The 20,998-nt window shown below is 62.4% G+C and carries 16 protein-coding genes; 3 read left to right on the forward strand and 13 right to left on the reverse strand.

The annotated features are described in order from the left end of the window. The 7 genes from der to ndk form a co-directional block, all read right to left on the reverse strand. Window positions 1-1,067, reverse strand: a 1,067-nt coding sequence (gene der, locus PF446_RS09725) for a ribosome biogenesis GTPase Der (protein ID WP_298071230.1), incomplete at its 3' end; no start/stop codon positions are given. A 66-nt stretch (window positions 1,068-1,133) separates the two neighbouring features. Continuing rightward, window positions 1,134-2,336 (reverse strand): outer membrane protein assembly factor BamB, encoded by a 1,203-nt coding sequence (gene bamB, locus PF446_RS09730; protein WP_298071231.1) that lies wholly within the window; start codon window positions 2,334-2,336, stop codon window positions 1,134-1,136. Next, window positions 2,333-2,989, reverse strand: coding sequence for a tetratricopeptide repeat protein (locus PF446_RS09735; protein WP_298071232.1), 657 nt, complete (start codon window positions 2,987-2,989; stop codon window positions 2,333-2,335). The genes bamB and PF446_RS09735 overlap by 4 nt, the downstream gene beginning before the upstream one ends. 255 nt (window positions 2,990-3,244) lie before the next feature. After that, on the reverse strand, window positions 3,245-4,264 hold the full coding sequence (locus PF446_RS09740; RefSeq protein WP_298071233.1) for a helix-turn-helix domain-containing protein: 1,020 nt from the start codon (window positions 4,262-4,264) through the stop codon (window positions 3,245-3,247). Beyond that, on the reverse strand, window positions 4,261-5,082 hold the full coding sequence (gene pilW / locus PF446_RS09745; RefSeq protein WP_298071234.1) for a type IV pilus biogenesis/stability protein PilW: 822 nt from the start codon (window positions 5,080-5,082) through the stop codon (window positions 4,261-4,263). The genes PF446_RS09740 and pilW overlap by 4 nt, the downstream gene beginning before the upstream one ends. Then, the gene (gene rlmN, locus PF446_RS09750) at window positions 5,018-6,130 is read right to left on the reverse strand and encodes a 23S rRNA (adenine(2503)-C(2))-methyltransferase RlmN (protein ID WP_298071235.1); all 1,113 of its coding nucleotides are present in this window, start codon (window positions 6,128-6,130) and stop codon (window positions 5,018-5,020) included. Before rlmN ends, pilW begins: the two co-directional genes overlap by 65 nt. Before the next feature lie 18 nt (window positions 6,131-6,148). Continuing rightward, complete coding sequence (gene ndk, locus PF446_RS09755; protein WP_298071254.1) at window positions 6,149-6,574, reverse strand: nucleoside-diphosphate kinase; 426 nt, start codon at window positions 6,572-6,574, stop codon at window positions 6,149-6,151. A gap of 266 nt (window positions 6,575-6,840) precedes the next feature. On the opposite strand from ndk, the gene PF446_RS09760 reads away from it, so the two are divergent. From PF446_RS09760 to PF446_RS09770, 3 genes are all read left to right on the forward strand, one after another. Next, window positions 6,841-7,452: a TetR/AcrR family transcriptional regulator gene (locus tag PF446_RS09760; RefSeq protein WP_298071236.1), complete on the forward strand. Its 612-nt coding sequence runs from the start codon at window positions 6,841-6,843 to the stop codon at window positions 7,450-7,452. 72 nt (window positions 7,453-7,524) lie between these two features. After that, on the forward strand, window positions 7,525-9,894 hold the full coding sequence (locus PF446_RS09765; RefSeq protein ID WP_298071237.1) for a 3-hydroxyacyl-CoA dehydrogenase/enoyl-CoA hydratase family protein: 2,370 nt from the start codon (window positions 7,525-7,527) through the stop codon (window positions 9,892-9,894). Window positions 9,895-9,947: 53 nt separating this feature from the next. Further along, a complete protein-coding gene (locus tag PF446_RS09770; RefSeq protein WP_298071238.1) occupies window positions 9,948-11,153 on the forward strand; it encodes an acetyl-CoA C-acyltransferase in 1,206 nt (401 codons plus the stop codon). A 230-nt stretch (window positions 11,154-11,383) separates the two neighbouring features. Here the strand turns inward: PF446_RS09770 and recJ are convergent, their stop codons facing one another. The 6 genes from recJ to carA all read right to left on the reverse strand — a co-directional run bounded on the left by recJ (window position 11,384) and on the right by carA (window position 20,852). Continuing rightward, window positions 11,384-13,096 carry a single-stranded-DNA-specific exonuclease RecJ gene (gene recJ / locus PF446_RS09775; RefSeq protein WP_298071239.1) on the reverse strand — a complete coding sequence of 571 codons (1,713 nt, stop codon included), beginning with the start codon at window positions 13,094-13,096 and terminating at the stop codon, window positions 11,384-11,386. After that, on the reverse strand, window positions 13,093-13,983 hold the full coding sequence (locus tag PF446_RS09780) for a phosphoglycerate mutase (RefSeq protein WP_298071240.1): 891 nt from the start codon (window positions 13,981-13,983) through the stop codon (window positions 13,093-13,095). The genes recJ and PF446_RS09780 overlap by 4 nt, the downstream gene beginning before the upstream one ends. 90 nt (window positions 13,984-14,073) lie before the next feature. After that, window positions 14,074-15,996 (reverse strand): ATP-binding cassette domain-containing protein, encoded by a 1,923-nt coding sequence (locus PF446_RS09785; protein ID WP_298071241.1) that lies wholly within the window; start codon window positions 15,994-15,996, stop codon window positions 14,074-14,076. Window positions 15,997-16,024: 28 nt separating this feature from the next. Next, on the reverse strand, window positions 16,025-16,501 hold the full coding sequence (gene greA / locus PF446_RS09790) for a transcription elongation factor GreA (RefSeq protein WP_298071242.1): 477 nt from the start codon (window positions 16,499-16,501) through the stop codon (window positions 16,025-16,027). Further along, window positions 16,498-19,728 carry a carbamoyl-phosphate synthase large subunit gene (carB, locus tag PF446_RS09795; RefSeq protein ID WP_298071243.1) on the reverse strand — a complete coding sequence of 1,077 codons (3,231 nt, stop codon included), beginning with the start codon at window positions 19,726-19,728 and terminating at the stop codon, window positions 16,498-16,500. Before carB ends, greA begins: the two co-directional genes overlap by 4 nt. After that, entirely contained in the window at window positions 19,728-20,852 is a 1,125-nt protein-coding gene (carA, locus tag PF446_RS09800; protein WP_298071244.1) for a glutamine-hydrolyzing carbamoyl-phosphate synthase small subunit, read from the reverse strand. The genes carB and carA overlap by 1 nt, the downstream gene beginning before the upstream one ends. Between the last annotated feature and the right edge of the window lie 146 nt (window positions 20,853-20,998).

Below are 20,998 nucleotides of genomic sequence, written 5' to 3' on the forward strand. Positions count from 1 at the left end.
GAGGATGTCATTGCGACATTGGCCGATGCATGGGCGCGATCCACGGCGCGCATCAGCTCGCGCAGCCCCGAGCCATGCTTGGCCGAGATGAACACGCGCCGCGCCCAGGACACAAACTCCAGACGTCGATCCAGGGCACGCTGGCACTGTTCCCGGTCGTACATCTCCATGTCGTCCCATTTATTGACCGCGATGACCAGCGCCCTGCCCTCGTCCAGCACGTGGCTGATCAGCGTCAGGTCCTGTTCGGCCAGATTTTCGCGTGCGTCAATCATGACCACGCAGACCTGCGCGGCAGCAATGGCCTGCAGGGTCTTGATCACGCTGAATTTCTCGACCGCTTCCTCAACCCGGGCACGGCGGCGCATGCCGGCCGTGTCGATCAGTGTATAGGGGCGACCATCCCGCTCCAGTTTGACCTTGATCGCATCACGCGTGGTGCCCGCCTGCTCGGAAACGATGACACGCTCCTCCCCCAGGAGTCGATTGACCAGAGTGGACTTGCCGGCGTTCGGGCGACCCAGAATGGCAACGCGGGTGCCGGCGTCTTCGATATCCTCGACTTCGTCCAGCCGCTCGGGCAAAAAGGCCCGGAGTGCGTCCATCAGGGTATCGGTACCCCGGCTGTGCGCAGCTGCAAGAGGTAGTATTTCGGCAAAACCCAGCGCGGCGAAATCCGCCAGTGCCACATGCTCGTCCAGGCCGTCCGTCTTGTTGACCGCAAGCAACATGGGTTTTCCGGTCCGGCGCAGCTCACCGTGGATCGCGTGATCCTGTGCCTGCAGTCCATCCCGGGCATCGACCAGGAACACGACGACATCCGCCTCTTCGATGGCCATGCGCACCTGACGCGCGGTCAGGGCATCGAGGCCGTCCTCGACCCCGGACAAGCCACCGGTATCGACGAGGACAAACGGGACAGGACCCAGCCGGCACACGCCGTAATGACGATCCCGGGTTACGCCCGGAAGATCGACCACAAGGGCGTCACGACTTCGCGTGAGGACGTTGAACAGGGTCGACTTTCCCACATTGGGGCGTCCGACCAGTGCGACGACGGGGAGCATGATTATGCAATTCCTCGAAATGATGTCGTCGTCACCTGCGCGATGCCAAGCACCGCGCGCACGGGTTCAGGGCTTGGCCGAACCCAGGCGGTAGGCGGCGATATCGCCGTCGACATCCTCGACATAGACCATGGAGCCGACGACAAGTGGCTGGCTGCGAATGGCTTCATGCGAGAGGCGCTCACGTGCTGCAATCTTGCCATTGGAAATATTCAGCCAGTGCACATAGCCCTTCAGATCACCAACAACCACGTATCTGTTCTGCACGGCCGGTGCGCTCAACCAGCGCCATTCCAGCGCATTCTGTTTCCACAGGTCGCTGCCGCTGTTCTTGTCGAACGCCCAGACATTCGACTTGTCATCCACACCCACCAGCGTGTTGCCACCGATATCAAGCGAAGTATAGGTGGAAAAGGGTCGGTGCCATCCGGGCCGGCCACTGGGACCGTTCACGGCCGTCAGTTCGCCATGGTAGGCCGATGCATAGAGCGTGGTTCCATCCAACAGGATGGACATGTCGGCATCATCCAGTCGCTGGATGTCGGTGCGGCCTTCGCCGGTGGCCAGCGGGAGGTCCCATAGCTTTTCACCATTGTCCAGACGGATGGCCACGAGCTTGCCGTCATCGGTCCCGAAAAAGACCACGCCACGCGCCACAAGCATAGGACCATTTCCACGCAGGCTCAGCGCCGGGACGCTGTCCTGGTCGTAAAGCCACTTCTGCTTTCCTGTAGCCGTGTCCAGACCATAGATGTTGCCATCGTTGGTACGAACTACAGTGATGTCGGAAAGCACGACGGGCGGGGTAATGACCTCGGCAGAGACTGTGGTCTTCCAGCGTTGCTTGCCGGTCTTGGCGTCAAGGCCATAGACATGGCCGTCCAGCGTACCGATGGCGACTGTGCCTTTGCCTACGCCGGGTCCTCCGGAGTACTGGGTATCCTTGGGATGCTTGTCCTTGCCCCAGCCAAACCAGCCGCGCCCCTCACTTTTCTTGCGCCAAAGCGTCTTTCCGGTGGTCGCGTCCAGCGCCTCGATGACACCATCGGTGCCGGCTGCATACAACACGCCATCCGCATAGGCCGGGCGCATGCGCACACCGGAATTCGAGGCACCGTTGCCAACCTGTGTTTCCCAGACCTTGTGGACAGACACCGTGGGTGTGATGTCGGTCAATGCCTTGGGTGGCTGGATATTGCTGTCTTTGTTCGAATGACAGGCAGCCAGTGCGAAAAGTGTGACGGCGGCGGTCAGGAGAATTCGTTTCATGCGCCCTGCTTCCTGGCCGGAGCCAGATTTTCGAGTTTCATGCGCACGCTGTTGTATTGCGGCGCATCCTTGCCAAATGCATCCAGCGCGGCCTGATAGGCCTTGCGGGCTTCAGCATTGCGTCCAAGCTTGACCAGTACATCGCCGCGCAGTTCCCCACGCAGGGCGTCATAGTCCCCTGCAGGGATAGCGGAGAGAACTGCCAGTGCCTGTTTGGATTCCCCGCGGGCCAGCTCGACACGGGCCAGACGCATGGATACCAGCGACTTCAGTGCACCATGTTCGCCATCCGCATGGGCTTGAGCCCACTTCAGCGAAGACTCGGCCGCCTCAAGTTTGCCGTTTTGCGCATCATCGGCCGCGCGCTCCGAGGCGGCAAAGACCGCATAGGCAGAGTCCGGATGCGCCTTGAGCAACACCTCGACCATGCCGTCGGCCTGGGAGGCCTTGCCGGAAGCGTAGGCATTGGTCAATGCGTTGAATTGAGCCGCCGCGTCGGCACGGCTTTTGACCTGGTGCGCGCGCCATTGCCGATACCCGAAAATGAGCACCAGACCGAGCACAATGCCCACCACGATGGATATGCCGTTTTCACGCAGCCATTGCTGCAGACGTTCGCTCTGTTCGTAATCGTCGTATGCGTCGAAAGCCATGCGTTCACCTGTTCAAGCCACATCCCGGGATGACGCGGACGTGCGTCAGGGGTTCCGGAATGTCGACGGGTTGAGTCTTGCCGGCCGCTGCTGCGGCGAAACTCTGAAAGAATAACCGATGCGCGCAGGTTGCGATACCGGTGTGACGTTCATGCAGCGGGATCCACAAGCAGCGGTTGCCTCATGGAAAGGCACTGCGTGGAAACCTGGATACGATGATTTCAAGCTGCCCCGCGGCGGGGACACGGATGCCGTTCAGCCTTTGAAAGGCAAGATCTTGCCGTCCATGGCGATACTGAAATGTGCAATATTCCCGTGCTTGTACGGTCCCAGTTCCAGTGGCTTTCCATCCAGCACGATGTGCGCGCCGTCGGCATTGCCGATGCGTACGTTCAGGGGGCTGCTGCTGGTGAAGGATTTGTGTGTTCCGGCGGGAAGGAGTGCGTATTCAAGCCGGTTGCCCGTGTTGTCGACGATTTCGACCCAGCTTGCATCGCTGAGATCAAGCGTCATCTGGTTACTGTTGCCCGTGTGTGGCGCGGGAATCTGCTTGGCGGGCTTTACAGAGGGGGGGCTGATGCCGGACTGTTCCATCGCGCTGAAAGGGGCCATCGAGGCCATCAAAGGCTTTTCGGCCTTGGGTGGCTTGGGTTTGGACGCGGTACTGCCTGCCTCGAAAGACAGTCCGCCGCTGTTCAATGCAGCAGAATCGGCCCCAACGGGCGCCGCATCGAGAGGCGTGAGATTGGCGACATCGCGCTTCAGTACACCGTTCAGCCCCAACCAGATCAAGGGAACAACAATGACGCCCGTGAGTACGAGATAGGTCAACGCGCTGGAATAACGAGCGAGCGTGCGCTGCCACCAGGGCTGATTCTGTGTCGTGACAAGTACCGGTTGACGCATCTGCAGATTTTGCAGATGACCTCGAATCGTCGTTTCCTCGATCCCCAGGTAACTGGCGTATTTGTCCAGATAACTGCGAAGGTAGATCGAGTAGTCGATACCCTCGTAACTGTCCTCCTCCAGTCTTTTCAGCAGCCTCGTCGGCAGGTGGAGTGTCTGGCCGCACGACTGGATGTCCAGTCCTTGTTCGTCGCGGGCTTTGCGCAGCAGTGTCCCGAAGGTCTCCAACTGCTGCTTGTCCGAGGCGGTCAACGGAGCTTGGACTACCAGCGGCTCATGCGTATGGGCATTGCTGAAATGCTCGAAGGGAGCATGAATCGCTTCTTGATGCGTACCCGCCGCATTTTGCCTGGACTCATCATGATTCATGATTGTGGTTTGGTGTCGATGGACTGCGCCTGATCCGAATCCGGGAATTTGGCCAGCAGTCGCTTGGCATAGTTCTGGGCCCCTTCCGAGTTGCCCAGACGTGTCTCGATCTTGTAGCCCAGCAGCAGGGCCGCCGGGTTGGGATGCCCGAGGGCATCAAAACGCTGGATATAGGCACGCGCCTGAAACGCCTTGCCTTCATGCAACAGAACCATGGCCATCTGGTTCAAAGCATCCGCATTTTTCGGATTGATGGCAAGAGCTTTCCGGTAGTCCTTTTCCGCAGCCGCATAATCATCTTTCTTCAATACACATCGGCCAGCGTTGCTCCAGGCAATATCCTTGGTGTCATAGAACGGGTCTTTGGTGGCCTTGGAAAAATAGGGCAAGGCCTGATCGACCTTTCCGATTCTGCACAAAAACACGCCCAAATTGTTGTTGGTGTCGCCACTTTTGGGATCCAGTTGCTCCGCGCGTCGATAATGGACCTCCGCCTTGTCGTATTCGCCGATACGGGCGTAGACGGCGGCGATCACGGTGTGCGCCGGAGCGTAGTTGTCATCGAAATTCAGCGCCAACTGCAACTTTTCGAGGGCAAGCTTGAGCTGTCCCCGCTCAAGGTATCGCTGGCCAAGTTCGGTGTGGATGCGAGCAGCGTTCTTGCCATTGACCTTTTCCGGGGCGAGCCCATTCCCACCACTGGTGACGCATCCAGCAAGTGCAAGCAGCAACATCGCTGCGAGAAGCCAACGTTCAGGCCGCATGGGTAGCCTCCTCGACTCGTTTGCGAAACTCTGCCGATCGCCGTGTTCGGTCAAGCACCTGCCCCTTGAGTTGCCCGCATGCGGCGTCGATGTCATCGCCACGCGTGCGCCGAACCATGGCAAGAACACCGCCTTCGTTGAGGATCTGCTTGAAGCGGGCGATGGTCTCCGGGTCTGAACGTTCGTATTGCGTGCCCGGAAAGGGGTTGAACGGAATCAGGTTGACCTTGCTCGGCAGCGTGCGCATCAGCTTGACCAGGCGCCTTGCCTGTTCGGGCTGGTCATTGATGCCCTTCATGAGGGTATATTCAAAGGTGATCGTGGCTCTTGGACGATCGCGCACGTAGCGCCGGCATGCCTCCAGCAGTTGCTTGATCGGATAGCGCTTGTTGAGCGGCACCAGGGTCGTGCGAAGCTCGTCGGTCGCAGCATGCAGTGAAACGGCCAGGGAGACGTCGGCCACTTCGGACAACTTGTCGATCTGCGGCACCAGACCGGATGTGGAAAGCGTCACGCGCTTGCTGGCCAGACCGAAGCCGAGATCGTCGCGCATCAGGTTCATCGCCGCGACGACGTTGTCGAAGTTCATCAGTGGTTCGCCCATGCCCATCATCACCACATTGGAGATGCGGCGCTGCTGGTGCGGAACGTTGCCCAGATACTTCGCCGCAACCCAGACCTGGCCGATGATCTCGGCGGTCGACAGGTTGCGATTGAAGCCTTGCGTGGCGGTCGAGCAGAACGTGCAGTTGAGGCCGCAACCGACCTGCGAGGACACGCACAGCGTGCCGCGGGTGGGCTCGGGGATATAGACGGTCTCGATCGCGTTTCCGCCGTTCATGCCCAGAAGCCACTTGTGCGTGCCGTCGGTCGAACCCTTCTCGACCAGCGTATTCGGCGGACCGACATAACAGACCTCGTCAAGCTTTGCGCGAAGTGACTTGCCCAGGTCCGTCATGCGTTCGAAGTCGTTTTCGAGGCGGTGGTAGATCCACTTCATGACTTGATCGGCGCGATAGGGATTTTCACCCAGACGCGAAAAAAATTCACGCAGCCCGTCGCGATCAAAATCAAGCAGGTTGGTCTTTACCGTGTCATTCACGACTTTGTTTCCGGTGCCTCAGCGTGGGCACAACTCCGTTTGGGAAAAGAAGTAGGCAATTTCATTGCGTGCGGTTTCGGAAGCATCCGATCCGTGCACGGCATTGGCATCGATACTGTCGGCGAAGTCGGCGCGGATCGTTCCTGCGGCGGCTTCCTTTGGATTGGTCGCTCCCATCAGTTCCCGGTTGAGGGCGATTGCGTTGTCGCCTTCCAGCACCTGGACCATCACCGGGCCCGAGATCATGAACTCCACCAGCGCGCCGTAGAACGGGCGTTCGCGATGCACCGCATAAAAACCTTCGGCCTCGCTGCGCGAGAGGTGCTTCATCCTCGCGGCTACAATTTTCAGTCCGGCCTGCTCGAAGCGGCTGTAGATCTGGCCGATCACGTTCTTGGCGACCGCGTCGGGTTTGATAATCGAGAGAGTGCGCTCCAGCGCCATACTGTTTTGCTCCGGGTGTCTGGGTGAACGAAAAAACATATCCTCGGACGGACTCTCCGCGAGCCCGTCCGGTCCAAGCCACCCCGGTAAATACTGCGGGATATGGCATTGTCCAAGCTTGACAGAATCCAGCCCAATCGCAAGCCCCAGCCTGTTTATGAGCGACCTTTCAAGGCCCGGATCACAGGTTTGACCTTCGACCATCGGCAGCCTATGATTCAAACGGTCGTTTGAGACGCGTGCGTCCTCAACCTGAGCATCCCAACGTGCCTTCAACCCAGTTTTCAACCAAGCTGCGCATCCTTGAGGCTGCCGAAACCTTGTTTGCCCGTCATGGATTTGCAGGCGCGTCCCTGCGTCAGGTGACTTCCGCCGCCAACGTCAACCTGGCCGCGGTGAACTATCACTTCGGATCCAAAGACAAGCTGATCGAGGAAGTGTTCCGCAGACGACTGGACCAGTTGAATGACCGCCGACTGAAGGCATTGCAAGAACTGGATGCACACGCATCGCTGGAGGACGTACTCGCGGCGTTCATTCGCCCTGCCCTTGAGCTGACCCACGAAAGCGATGCCGGAGGGGCCTTTGTGCGGGTGCTGGCACGCGCCTATGCCGAGCACAACGATCGTTTACGTCGATTTCTGTCGGAAAACTACGGTCACGTCATCCGGCAGTTTGCCCATGTACTCGCCGATCTGCTTCCGGACCTTGGCAAGGAAGAGCTGTACTGGCGCATTGACATCGTGTCCGGTGCCCTGACCTACGCGATGGCCGATTTCGGCATCATCCAGCGTCGCGAAGGCGTCACCGAGAACCAGCATCGTGAACAGGCGGTGGATCATCTGATCCGATTCGCAGCTGCCGGCCTGCGCGCCTGAAACAAGACACCATCCCGCGCATGGCGGCCCCGGTCTGCGATGCGTGCACATCACTTTTGATTGGAGATTGGCATGACCAACAAACCGCTACGCATCCGCAAGGCCGCGGTGCTCGGCGCTGGCGTCATGGGCGCGCAGATCGCCGCGCACCTGACCAATGCAGGCGTCGAGACCGTACTGTTCGACCTGCCCGCAAAGCAGGGACCCAAAAACAGCATTGCCGTGAAAGCCATCAAGCAACTGGGGAAACTCAAGCCCGCGCCGTTGGGCGAGCCGTCCCTGGCTGGGGCCATCCTCCCAGCCGACTACGAGGAGCACCTCGACCAGCTGGCTGACTGCGACCTGGTCATCGAGGCCATCGCCGAGCGCATGGACTGGAAGCTGGACCTGTACCGCAAGGTGGCCAAGGACCTTCCCGATCATGCCGTCATCGCCTCCAACACCTCGGGCCTGTCGATCAACACCCTTGCCGATGCCTTGCCGGAGAACCTGCGCCACCGTTTTTGCGGCGTGCACTTCTTCAACCCGCCGCGCTACATGCACCTGGTCGAGCTGATCCCCAACAAGGCCACCGATTCCGGAATACTGGAAGGCCTGGAAGCCTTTCTCACCAGTACCCTGGGCAAGGGAGTGGTCTATGCACGCGATACGCCCAACTTCATTGGCAACCGCATCGGTGTGTTCTCGATGCTCGCGGCGATGCACCACACCACGGCATGCGGACTCGGCTTCGATGCCGCCGACGCCCTCACCGGCCCGGCCATCGGCCGGCCCAAGAGTGCAACCTACCGCACCGCGGACGTGGTTGGTCTGGACACCATGGCGCATGTCATCCAGACCATGGCCGACACCCTTCCCGATGACCCGTGGCACCGCTACTTCAAGGCTCCCGATTGGCTGGTCGCCCTGATCGAAAAGGGTGCGCTGGGCCAGAAGAGCGGTGCGGGCTTCTACCGCAAGAACGGCAAGGCGATCGAGGTGCTGGACCTCGAGGCGCAGCAGTACCGCGTTTCGGAACAGAAAGCCTCCGGCGAGGTCGCCGAGATCCTCAAGCTCAGGGATCCCTCCGAAAAGTTCGGCAAACTGCGCGAGAGCGAGGATCCGCAGGCGAAGTTCCTGTGGGCCTGCTTCAGGGACCTGTTCCATTACAGTGCCTACCATCTGGCTGATATCGCCGAGACGGCTCGTGACGTCGACTTCGCCATTCGTTGGGGCTACGGCTGGAAGCTGGGCCCGTTCGAGACCTGGCAGTCCGCGGGTTGGCAACAGGTCGCGCAGTGGATTGCGGACGACATCAAGGCCGGCAAGGCCATGAGCGACGCGCCGCTGCCGGCGTGGGTGACCGACGGTCGCCGCGGCGTGCACCATGCGGACGGCTCGTTCGCCCCCGCCCAGGGCAAGGACCTGCCGCGCTCTCAACACCCCGTCTACGCGCGCCAGATCTTCCCCGACCCGATTCTGGGCGAAAAGCAGGATCACGGTACCACTGTGTGGGAAAACGAGGGCGTGCGGCTATGGACGCTGGGCGGTGACATCGGCGTGCTCTCGTTCAAGACCAAGATGAACACGGTCAACGACGCGGTACTCGACGGCATCCAGCAGGCGTTGAAAGAGGCCGAGGCCAGGCTTCGTGGCGTGGTGATCTGGCAAACCGGCGAGCAATTCTCCGCTGGGGCCGACCTCAAGGGAGCGCTGGGCCTGATTCAGCAGGGCAAGCTGGCCGAGTTCGAGGCCATGGTGGCCAATTTCCAGGCCACCAGCATGGCCATCAAGTACTCGATGGTGCCGGTGGTCGCGGCCGTGCGCGGGCTGTGCCTGGGCGGTGGCTGCGAGTTCCAGATGCATTCGGCGCGGACCGTGGCGGCGCTGGAAAGCTACATCGGCCTGGTCGAGGCCGGTGTCGGCCTGCTGCCGGCCGGTGGCGGCCTGAAGGAGATCGCCACCCGCAGCGGTACGGCCGCGGTTGGCGACGCCTTCGACAACGTCAAACGCTACTTCGAGACGGTGGCCATGGCCAAGGTGGCCGGCTCCGCGCTCGAGGCGAAACAGTTCGGCCTGCTGCGCGCATCGGACGTGGTGGTCTTCAACAACCACGAGCTTTTGTATGTGGCGATGAACGAAGCGCACGCGCTGGCCGAGTCGGGCTACCGCCCGCCCCTGCCCGCACGTCGCATCAAGGTCGCCGGCGACACCGGCACGGCCACCTTCAAGGCCCAACTGGTCAACATGCTGGAGGGCTACTTCATCTCGTCGCACGATTTCGAGATCGCCAGCCGCATCGCCGACACCTTGTGCGGCGGTCAGATCGAGCGCGGCAGCGAGGTCGACGAGGCCTGGCTGCTGGAACTGGAACGCAAGCACTTCGTGGCGCTGGCGCAGATGGACAAGACCCAGGCACGCATCGAGCACACCATGAAGACCGGCAAGCCGCTGAGGAACTGAGGGCGCGGACTCAACCAACTGTTTCGTCCTTCCCTCATTCCAGGAGAACTTCCATGTCAAAACAGATCCAGGACGCCTACATCGTCGCCACCACCCGCACCCCGGTGGGCAAGGCGCCGCGCGGCGTATTCCGCAACACTCGTCCCGACGACATGCTGGCGCACGTCATTCGCGCCGCCATGGAGCAGTGTGCCGGCATTGATCCGACCCGCATCAGCGATGTGATCATCGGCTGTGCCATGCCCGAGGCCGAGCAGGGCATGAACGTGGCGCGCATCGGCGCGTTGCTTGCCGGCCTACCGGACAGCGTGCCGGGCATGACCATCAACCGCTTCTGTTCGTCCGGCGTGCAGGCAGTGGCGCTGGCCGCCGACCGCATCCGCCTGGGCGAAGCCGACCTGATGATCGCCGGCGGCACCGAATCCATGTCGATGGTGCCGATGATGGGTCACAAGGTGCAGATGAATCCGGCCATCTTCAACGACGAAAACGTGGCCATCGCCTACGGCATGGGCATCACTGCCGAGAAGGTTGCCGAAAAATGGAAAGTGACCCGCGAGCAGCAGGATGCCTTTGCGGTGGAAAGCCACCGCCGCGCCTTGGCCGCGATCGAAGCCGGCGACTTCAAGGATGAGATCACGCCCTTCCCTCTTGACGATCGCTACCCGGATCTCGCCAACGGCAGCGTGCACGAGGATCAGCGCGTGATTGATACCGACGAGGGCCCGCGTGCAGGTACCACGGCCGAGGTTTTGGCCGGCCTGCGTACGGTATTCCGCAATGACCGCTTCGGCGGCACGGTGACGGCCGGCAACTCCTCGCAGATGTCCGACGGCGCAGGCGCGGTGATCCTGGCCAGCGAGCAGGCAATCAAGGACTACGGCCTGACGCCGCTGGCGCGTTTCGTGCACTTCGACGTTGCCGGTGTACCGCCGGAGGTCATGGGCATCGGTCCCAAGGAAGCCATACCGCGCGCACTGAAGGGCGCCGGCCTGAGCCAGGACCAGATGGACTGGATCGAGCTCAACGAAGCCTTCGCCGCGCAGTCTCTGGCCGTCATGCAAGACCTCGGTCTGGACCCGGAGAAGGTCAATCCTCTGGGTGGAGCGATCGCACTGGGTCACCCGCTGGGCGCCACCGGCGCCGTGCGCGTGGCCACGCTGGTGCACGGCCTGCGTCGTCGCAAGCAGAAATACGGCATGGTCACCATGTGCATCGGCACGGGCATGGGCGCAGCGGGTATCTTCGAAGCGCTCTGACCGAGCGGCGGGCTCCTGAAACAAAACGGCACCGCAACGTTGCGGTGCCGTTTTGTCTGGATCCAAGATGATGTTCTTCGGCTCGTTGCTGATGCAGTGGAGTGCCCGGGGTGCAATCAGTCCGGGACAGCAGTCATCACGTGGAAACGTCCAATGCTGCGTTTGTCGTGCGCTCTCGACGGTTGCACCCGTCCCGATGCAGGGCAGCCGTTCGCATCAAGGCCGGTTGATCAAGCCGGCTCGATATGCCGAAGCAGCAGGCGGGCGGTTTCCCTGTCCTGCCAGTCGTTGACGGTGAGGCTGTAGGCGGCACGCAGCATCGGCATTTCCGGCAGGTCCATGTCGACGTTGAACATGACCGCGTCGATATGGGCACCGTCGCGTGGGTCGCGCAGGCGCAGGCGCAGGTGGTTGCTGCCCATGGGACGCCGTTGCAGGCATTGGAACACGTTGTCGAACAGCGGTTCCGGAAAGGCCTGGCCCCAGGGTCCGGCCAGTCGCAGCACTCGCGCCAGCGCGATATCCAGTTGGCCTTCCTCGAGTCCGCCATCAGTCCATAGCACCGACTCCAGAAGTTCCGGCTGCATGCGCTGGCGCACCACCGCTTCGAAGACCGTGGAAAAGCGCTGCAATTGTGCCTTTGGAAGGCTCAGGCCCGCAGCCATGGCGTGTCCACCAAAGGGCCCCATCAGCCCGGGATACTTCGCATCGACTTCGGCCAGCGCGTCGCGGATGTGAAAGCCGTGGATGGAGCGCGCAGAGCCGCGCAGGCTGTCACTGCCGGCCTCGGAAGGCGCAAAAGCCACCACTGGACGGTGCAATCGGTCCTTGAGTCGCGAGGCCACCAGACCGATCACGCCGGGATGCCAATCCGCGTCGTGCAGCACTACGCCCAGGCTGTCGGGGACATCCGCACCTGCCACCATGCGCTCGGCTTCGGCCACCATGCTGGCCTGAAGATGCCGCCGCTCGGCGTTGATCGAGGACAAGCGTTCGGCCAGTTCGCGGGCGCGCGCCGAATCGTCGGTAAGCAGGCATTCAACGCCCAGGGTCATGTCCTCGAGGCGGCCCGCCGCGTTCAGGCGTGGCCCCAGGGCAAAACCCATGTCCGAGGCGGTGAGCGTGTCGAGGCTGCGTCCGCTGGCCTCGGCCAGGGCCACGATGCCGGCACATGCGCGACCGCTGCGGATGCGCTTGAGCCCTTGCTCGACCAGCACGCGATTGTTGTAGTCCAGCGCCACCATGTCCGCGACCGTGCCGAGAGCGACCAGATCCAGCAAGGCGGACAGCCGGGGCTGGCGTGCCTGATCCATCTGCCCGGTCTCGCACAGGCGGCTGCGCACGGCAGCCAGCAGGTAGAACATCACCCCGACACCGGCAAGCGACTTGCTCGGGAACGGGTCTCCGTCCAGGTTCGGATTGACGATGGCGTCTGCATTGGGCAGCGTAGGCCCCGGCAGGTGATGATCGGTGATCACGACCTTGATGCCGCGCGCGCGGGCCGCATCCACACCCGCAAGACTGGCGATTCCGTTGTCCACGGTGACCAGTACATCCGGAGACTGCCGCAGTGTGCTCACCAGTGCCGGACTGAGTCCGTAACCGTGTTCGAAACGGTTGGGGACGACGTAGTCCACCTGCTTTGCACCGAGCATGCGCAGGCCACGCACGGCCACGGCCATGCCGGTGGCGCCGTCGCAGTCGTAATCCCCGGCGATCACGATGCGCTGATCCGCGGCGATGGCCCTGGCAAGCAATGCTGCAGCGCCATCCATGCCACTGAGCAACTGCGGAGGTGCCAGACGGTCCAGCACATGCTGGATCTGATCCGGGTCCCGGATGCCGCGCGCCAGATAGATCCTGCATAGCGCGGGGTGCATCGATGCGGGCCACTCAAGCTCGAGATCCGGCAACGGTCGCTGGCGCAGCGTGACTGTTCTCATGTCACCTTCCGCCATAGTCGCAGGCGGTGCCGGGAGTGGTACAGGATACGTTCTCCACTGCTGAAAGCCAGGTGCATGCTCTTGTGGTGCCTGAGGGCGCGCGCAAGTCTGGGCCACCAGGCCGACAGGTCCGGTTCGGACTCCAGATCCAGCAGGACCGTGTCGTGTGGTGATGGCATGAAGTCGATGGGTTCGGCAGTCTGAATGCCCGCCCGTCGTGCCAGCGCCTGAGCAAGTGCGTCGCGGCTATATATGCATGCCACGCTGGCCGTCACCCTGTGTGGCAAGGGTCCGCCGCCCCAGAACCAGAGGCCATTCACCGGGGCCTGTCCTCGGGACCGGCGTTCGATGTTGACCGGATGGTTGTGCAGCAGAATCTGGACATCGTTGAACAGTGCGCGCCAGTTGGCACTGTCGGCGCCCTCTGGCAAATGGGCGATCAGATCATCGCCCAGCACGGCCTCGGGTGGCGAAAGTCGCGGCAAGCGTACATCCATCGGCAGACGCAGCTGCCAGCGATCCGGCCGGCTGGTCTCCAGCAGAAAACCACGGTCGCCAAGCAAGGGACGCAAGGGACGGGCCAGTGCCTCGGCCTCGGCGGCACTGAGACCCAGCGTGCCACAGGCAAGCATGCGTGCCCCGGTCATGTCCGGTTGGATAAATGCCGGATCCGCACATAGCCATGGGACCTCCCCCGCGTCGCCGTGGCTGGCCTCACGCAGCAGCGCCGCCACCGGAAGCCTATTGCCAGGCACCTGGAACAGCCCGGTCAATGCGGCAACATGGCCGCGCTCGGCGTCGGCAAGGCGATCCCCACGAATCAGCCAGGGACGCAGGGCCGGATCCTGGCCACAACGCGCGAAAGCGGGCAACAGGACATGCAGCATGGTCAGTAGGATGCCATGCGCATCAAATACAGGCTCATGCGGCAAAGTGCTACGGATTGCCTGCGGATCGTGCAGGGTCTGCGGGATCGGTCAGGCCATGGCATCTTTTGCAGCCTCGATCTGTTCCTGCATCTGCAGCCATTCGGTCTCCAGCTGATCATGTTCGCTGCGTAACTCGCCCTGCTCACGGCCCAGCGCCGCGGCCTCGTCGGGCTTCTCGTCGTACAGGGCCTGATCGGCCATGCGTTGCTCGATGTCGACCAGGCGCGTGGCGATGGCCTGCATGCGATTTTCGATCTGCTGAACCTGCTTGTGCAGCGGACGCAGGCGTTCGCGCTGTTGTGCGGCGACGCGACGGCGATCCTTGGCCGATAGCGGAGCGGCTTCGGTGCGGACTGTATCCGCAGATTCATCACCGCGATTGCGCAGCCAGCGGGCGTAGTCGTCCAGATCGCCGTCGAAGGGTTGCACAGCACCGTCCGCCACGCGCCAGAACCGGTCGCAAACGAGCCCCAGCAAGTGGCGATCATGCGAGACCAGGATCATGGCACCCGGATAGGCTTCCAGGGCATCGACCAGGGCCTCGCGCATGTCCAGATCAAGATGGTTGGTGGGCTCATCCAGCAGCAGTACGTTCGGTCGACTCCACGCGATCAAGGCAAGCGCCAGACGCGCACGCTCACCGCCGGAGAAGCCTTCCACCGGCTCGAAGGCCCGGTCGCCGGCAAAGTTCCAGCGACCGAGCCAGTCGCGCAATGCCTGGCCCGAGGCCTCCGGCGCGCGTTCGGCAAGGTGCTCGTAGGGGCTGTCCCCGGCACGCAAGCTTTCAACCGTGTGCTGGGCAAAATAACCCATGACCAGGTCCTTGTGCAGTGTACGTTGCCCCGATAGGGGCACAAGATCGCCCACCAGCGTCTTGACCAGGGTCGACTTGCCGGCGCCGTTCGGGCCCAGCAGGCCGATACGGTCGCCGGACTCCAGACGCAGCGTCACATCGCGAAGAATGCCTTGCGGTCCGACCTGGTCATGTCGCGGGGAAGCCGTGGCGTATCCCGCGACAACCTCGTCCAGAGCGATCATGGACTGCGGCAGGCGCTCGGGTGTCGGAAATTGGAAGTGGAACGGACGCTCCACGCGGACCGCTTCGGTTCCGGCCAGTTTTTCCAGGCGCTTGAGGCGTGACTGTGCCTGTTTCGCCTTGGTGGCCTTGGCGCGGAAGCGGTCGACAAAGGCTTGCAGGTGCTCGCGCTCGACCTGCTCCTTTTGATGGGCGATCTGTTGCTGGCGCAGTTTTTCGGCCCGCTGGCGTTCGAAAGCGCTGTAGTTGCCCACGTAGAGATTCGCTTCAGCGTCATGCAGATGCAGCACGTGGGAGACCACACCGTCGAGAAATTCGCGGTCGTGGGAGATCACCAGCAACATGCCCGGATAGCGGCGCAGCCAGTCTTCCAGCCACAGCACCGCGTCCAGGTCCAGGTGATTGGTGGGCTCATCCAGCAGCAGCAGCTCGGACGGTGCCATCAGTGCGCGGGCCAGGTTCAGGCGAACCCGCCAGCCACCGGAGAACGAGGCGACCGGTTGCTGATGGGTATCCGCCTTGAAGCCCAGGCCGTGCAAAAGACGCCCGGCCCGTGCACGCCCGTCATAGCCGTGCAGGGCCTCGATACGCTGGTGGGCGACCGCCACACGGGCATGATCGCCCAGCGTCTGTGCCTGTGCTTCCTCGGACAGCGCGGCCGCCAGTTCGACATCGCCACCGAGCACGTAGTCGATGGCCGGATCCGGCAAAGCGGGCGTTTCCTGGGCCACCGAGGCCATGCGGGTTCCGGATGCCAGCTCGAATTCGCCGGTATCGGCCTCCAGCTCTCCGCGGATGGCCGCAAACAGACTGGACTTGCCACAGCCGTTGCGACCGACCACGCCGACTTTCCAGCCGGCATGCAGGGTCAGCTCCACATGCTCGAGCAAGGCGTGTGGACCGCGACGCAGGCCGAAGTCACGAAAGGCGATCACCGCGATGCCCCCCGCAGGGTCCGACTGTTCACTCGTAGCGTACGCCGGTGACCTCGTAGTTCTTGACACCCTTTGGCGCCTCGAACTCGATGCTGTCGCCTTCGAACTTGCCGATGAGCGCCCGCGCTATGGGTGAGGATACGGCAATCAGGTTCTGCTTGATGTCCGCTTCCATGTCGCCGACGATCTGGTAAGTCACCGCCTCGCCGGTGTCCTCGTCCTCGAGATCGACGATGGCACCGAACACGATCTTGTTGCCGGCGTTGAGTGTGCTGGTATCGATCTGCTGGGCCGTTGACAGACCGGCCTCGAGCTCCTTGATGCGGCCTTCGACAAAGCTCTGCTGTTCGCGTGCGGCGTGGTACTCGGCGTTTTCCTTCAAGTCACCGTGGGCGCGCGCTTCGGCGATGGCCTCGATGATGCGCGGGCGTTCCTGGCTTTTGAGGCGTTCCAGTTCCTTGCGCAGGCGCTCGGCGCCCTTCTTGGTCATGGGAGCACGGTTCATGCTTCAAGCTCCTTGTGCAGTTCCTGCAGGCTGTGCACGTCACCGCCGTCGCGGGAATCCAGCGAGTGCAGCAGTGCGCGCGCGCCTGCAATGGTGGTGGAGTACGTGACGCGCTGCTGCAGCGCCTCACGACGGATGGAGAACGAGTCGGCAATCGCCTGTTTGCCCTCGGTGGTGTTGACGATATACACAATCTCGGCGTTCTTGATCAGGTCGACAATATGTGGACGGCCTTCGAGCACCTTGTTGATGTGCTCGCATTCGACCTTGTGCTCATTGAGAAACGCAGCGGTACCGCGCGTGGCAACCAGACCATATCCTCGCTTGAGAATGTCGCTGGCGATAGGCAGCAAGCGATCCTTGTCGGCGTCGCGCACGGACAGGAAGACCTTGCCCAGAGGCGGTTTGCGGATGCCGGCCGCCTCGTGGGCCCGCCCGAAGGCCGAGCCAAAGTCGCGTCCCACGCCCATGACTTCGCCGGTGGAGCGCATCTCCGGACCTAGAATGGGATCGACGTTCTGGAACTTCAAGAACGGGAAGATCGCTTCCTTCACGGAATAGTATTTCGGCACCACTTCGCGGATTGCGCCCTGCTCGGCCAGTGTTCGTCCGGCCATGCATCGCGCGGCAATACTGGCCAGCGGCTGTCCCGTGGCCTTGGATACGAACGGCACGGTGCGCGAGGCACGCGGGTTGACCTCGAGAATGAAAACCCGTTCGCCAGCCTGCACCGCAAACTGCGTGTTCATCAGGCCCACGACCTTGAGTTCACGCGCCATCAGGGTCACCTGACGACGCAGCTCATCCTGGACCTCCGGGCTGAGCGAATAAGGCGGCAGGGAGCAGGAGGAGTCGCCCGAGTGGACTCCGGCTTCCTCGATGTGTTCCATGATGCCGCCAATGAGGATATGGCCTTCGCGGTCGGCGATGATGTCCACGTCCACTTCCACGGCATGATCGAGGAAGCGGTCCAGAAGCACCGGCGCGGTTTCGGAAACTCGCACGGCCTCGCGGATGTATCGCGTCAGATCCGCGTCGTCATAGACCACCTCCATGGCGCGTCCGCCCAGCACGTAGCTGGGTCGCACCACCAGGGGATAACCGATCTCGCGTGCCAGCACCAGCGCCTCCTCGGAACTGCGGGCGATGCGGTTGGCGGGTTGCTGCAATCCCAGTCGCTGGATCATTTTCTGGAATCGCTCGCGGTCCTCCGCAAGATCGATGCTGTCGGGCGAGGTGCCGATGATCGGGACCCCTGCGGCCTCCAGCGCACGCGCCAGTTTCAACGGGGTCTGTCCGCCGTACTGGACGATCACGCCCTCGGGCTTTTCCTTGTCGACGATCTCGAGCACGTCTTCCAGTGTCAGCGGCTCGAAATACAGCCGGTCGGAGGTGTCATAGTCGGTGGAGACGGTCTCCGGATTGCAGTTGACCATGATGGTCTCGTACCCGTCCGCGCGCAGGGCAAGCGCGGCGTGCACGCAGCAATAGTCGAACTCGATGCCCTGGCCAATGCGGTTGGGGCCGCCCCCCAGGACCATGATCTTGCGTCGGTCGCTGGGGTTGGATTCGCACTCCTCCTCGTAGGTCGAATACATGTATGCGGTACTTGTGGCAAATTCGGCCGCGCACGAGTCCACTCGCTTGTACACCGGACGCACATCCAGGGTGCGGCGCAAGTGGCGCACTGCAGCCTCGTCGGTACCCAGAAGCGTGGCCAGGCGTGCGTCGGAGAAGCCCATTCGCTTGAGCATGCGCATACGCGGTTCGTCCATCGCGCTCAGGCCCTGTGTGCGCAGATCGTTCTCGGCCTCGACGATATCCTCGAGCGCGGCCAGGAACCAGGGATCGATCTTGGTCAGGTCGTGGACTTCCTCGAGCGAGAGTCCGGCGCGGTAGGCATCGCCGATATAGAAGATGCGCTCGCTGCCCGGCTGGCGCAGTTCGCGTTTGAGCGTGGCCATGTCCTCGTCGCTGGTCAGGTCCAGGCCCGTGGGATCAAGTCCCTTTTTGTCGGTCTCAAGCCCACGCAGGGCCTTGTGCAAGGACTCGTGAATGCTGCGACCGATGGCCATCACTTCACCCACTGATTTCATCTGCGTGGTCAGGCGCGGATTGGTGGTGGGGAATTTCTCGAATGCAAAGCGCGGGATCTTGGTGACGACGTAGTCGATGGTCGGCTCGAACGAAGCCGGAGTGAGGCCGCCGGTGATCTCGTTCTTGAGTTCGTCCAGCGTGTAGCCCACGGCAAGCTTTGCCGCGACCTTGGCGATCGGAAAGCCGGTGGCCTTGGAGGCCAGCGCCGAGGAACGCGATACACGAGGGTTCATCTCGATCACCACCACCCGCCCGGTCTCGGCATTCACGCCGAACTGCACATTGGAGCCGCCGGTGTCCACGCCGATCTTTCGCAGCACGGCGAGCGAGGCATCGCGCAGGCGCTGGTATTCCTTGTCGGTCAGGGTCTGCGCGGGCGCCACCGTGATGGAGTCGCCGGTGTGCACGCCCATGGGGTCAAGGTTCTCGATCGAACACACGATGATGCAGTTGTCCGCCTTGTCGCGGACCACTTCCATCTCGAACTCCTTCCAGCCCAGCACCGATTCGTCAATCAGCACTTCGTGCACCGGCGACAGCTCCATGCCGTGCTTGACGATCTCCTCGAATTCCTCGCGGTTATAGGCGATGCCGCCACCGGAGCCGCCCATGGTGAACGAGGGACGGATAATCGTGGGGAAGCCCAGCTTTTCCTGGATGATCCAGGCCTGCTCCATCGAGCGGGCGACTTCCGAACGCGGAGAATCCAGGCCGATCTCGGTCATGGCGTCGCGGAACAGTTCGCGGTCCTCGGCCATCCTGATGGCCTCGCGCGAGGCGCCGATCAGCTCGACATCGTATTTGTCCAGCACACCATGGTCGGCCAGCTCCAAGGCACAATTGAGCGCGGTCTGGCCACCCATGGTCGGAAGCAGCGCGTCGGGTTTTTCCTTGGCGATGATGCGCTCGACGGTCTGCCAGTTGATCGGCTCGATGTAGACCGCATCTGCCATTTCCGGGTCGGTCATGATGGTGGCAGGATTGGAGTTGACCAGAATGACCCGGTACCCCTCCTCACGCAGCGCCTTGCAGGCCTGGGCACCGGAGTAGTCGAACTCGCAGGCCTGGCCGATGACAATCGGACCGGCACCGATGATGAGGATGCTGTGGATGTCGTTGCGGCGTGGCATCAGCGTGCCTCCTGCATCAGGTTGGCGAAACGGTCGAACAGGTACCCGATGTCATGCGGCCCGGGGCTGGCTTCCGGATGGCCCTGGAAACAGAACGCAGGACGGTCGGTCAGTGCAAAGCCCTGCAGCGACCCATCGAACAGCGACTGGTGGGTCACGCGGGCCTGCGCAGGCAGCGTGTCCGGATCCACTGCAAAACCATGGTTCTGGCTGGTGATCAGGACGCGGCCGTCGTCCAGGTCCTTGACCGGATGGTTGGCGCCGTGGTGGCCAAACTTCATCTTCAGCGTCTTCGCGCCGACTGCCTGCGCCAGGATCTGATGCCCAAGGCAGATGCCGAACAGCGGGATTTTCTTGTCCAGCAGGGCGCGCGCTGCGGCCACGGCATAGTCGCAGGGCGCCGGGTCCCCGGGTCCATTGGAAAGGAACACGCCGTCCGGCTGCATGGCAAGCACGTCCTCGACCGGCGTCTGCGCCGGCACCACGGTCAAGGCGCATCCGCGCGCGGACAAAAGACGCAGGATGTTGCGCTTGATGCCGAAGTCATAGGCCACGACCTTGAAAAGTGGTTCGCACGATGCGAAGACCTGCCGGTCCAGGTCATACACGCCCTCGGACCAGGTGTAAGCCGCAGTTGTGGTGACCTCCCGGGCCAGATCCATGCCCTTCAGGCCGGGAAAGGCGCGTGCCTGGGCCTGCGCCTCGGCTTCATCGATATTCTCGCCGGCGACGATGCAGCCAGCCAGGGCGCCCTTGTCACGCAGGATCCGTGTCAGGCGCCGGGTATCGATGCCGGCAATCGCGACTACGCCGCTGCGTTGCAGGTAGGCCGTCAGGCTTTCCTCACTGCGCCAATTCGAGGCAAGACGCGGCACGTCGCGCACGATCAGGCCGGCGGCCTGGATCGCGGATGATTCGGTATCGACGGCGTTGCAACCGGTATTGCCGATGTGTGGATAGGTCAGTGTGACCAGCTGGCGGGCATAGGACGGATCGGTGAGAATCTCCTGATATCCCGTCATGGCGGTGTTGAACACCACCTCACCAACGGTCGATCCAGTCGCACCCGCGGCATCACCGCGAAACATGCTGCCGTCTTCAAGTACTAGCAAAGCTGGGGTCATCGTGTCCGCCTCAGGTGCAGCAAAACCCGCAGGCCGGTATGGGCTGGCCTGTCGGGGCTCGGAAAAGGGTTCTCGGGCGGGCTGTAATGGTAAACACCGGGGTATGCGATGTCCACCGTGACACCGGGTCTGCAGTCTCTTCCTGA

Origin of the sequence: Oleiagrimonas sp., from assembly GCF_027858935.1 — a bacterium.
GTDB lineage: Bacteria > Pseudomonadota > Gammaproteobacteria > Xanthomonadales > Rhodanobacteraceae > Oleiagrimonas.

What these genes read in the sequence shown, in the direction of transcription:
- bamB (WP_298071231.1), bottom strand. Translation starts at nt 2,336, where the DNA reads ATGAAACGAATTCTCCTGACCGCCGCCGTCACACTTTTCGCACTGGCT.
- PF446_RS09735 (WP_298071232.1), bottom strand. Translation starts at nt 2,989, where the DNA reads ATGGCTTTCGACGCATACGACGATTACGAACAGAGCGAACGTCTGCAG.
- PF446_RS09740 (WP_298071233.1), bottom strand. Translation starts at nt 4,264, where the DNA reads ATGAATCATGATGAGTCCAGGCAAAATGCGGCGGGTACGCATCAAGAA.
- ndk (WP_298071254.1), bottom strand. Translation starts at nt 6,574, where the DNA reads ATGGCGCTGGAGCGCACTCTCTCGATTATCAAACCCGACGCGGTCGCC.
- PF446_RS09765 (WP_298071237.1), top strand. Translation starts at nt 7,525, where the DNA reads ATGACCAACAAACCGCTACGCATCCGCAAGGCCGCGGTGCTCGGCGCT.
- PF446_RS09770 (WP_298071238.1), top strand. Translation starts at nt 9,948, where the DNA reads ATGTCAAAACAGATCCAGGACGCCTACATCGTCGCCACCACCCGCACC.
- recJ (WP_298071239.1), bottom strand. Translation starts at nt 13,096, where the DNA reads ATGAGAACAGTCACGCTGCGCCAGCGACCGTTGCCGGATCTCGAGCTT.
- PF446_RS09780 (WP_298071240.1), bottom strand. Translation starts at nt 13,983, where the DNA reads ATGCTGCATGTCCTGTTGCCCGCTTTCGCGCGTTGTGGCCAGGATCCG.
- greA (WP_298071242.1), bottom strand. Translation starts at nt 16,501, where the DNA reads ATGAACCGTGCTCCCATGACCAAGAAGGGCGCCGAGCGCCTGCGCAAG.
- carB (WP_298071243.1), bottom strand. Translation starts at nt 19,728, where the DNA reads ATGCCACGCCGCAACGACATCCACAGCATCCTCATCATCGGTGCCGGT.
- carA (WP_298071244.1), bottom strand. Translation starts at nt 20,852, where the DNA reads ATGACCCCAGCTTTGCTAGTACTTGAAGACGGCAGCATGTTTCGCGGT.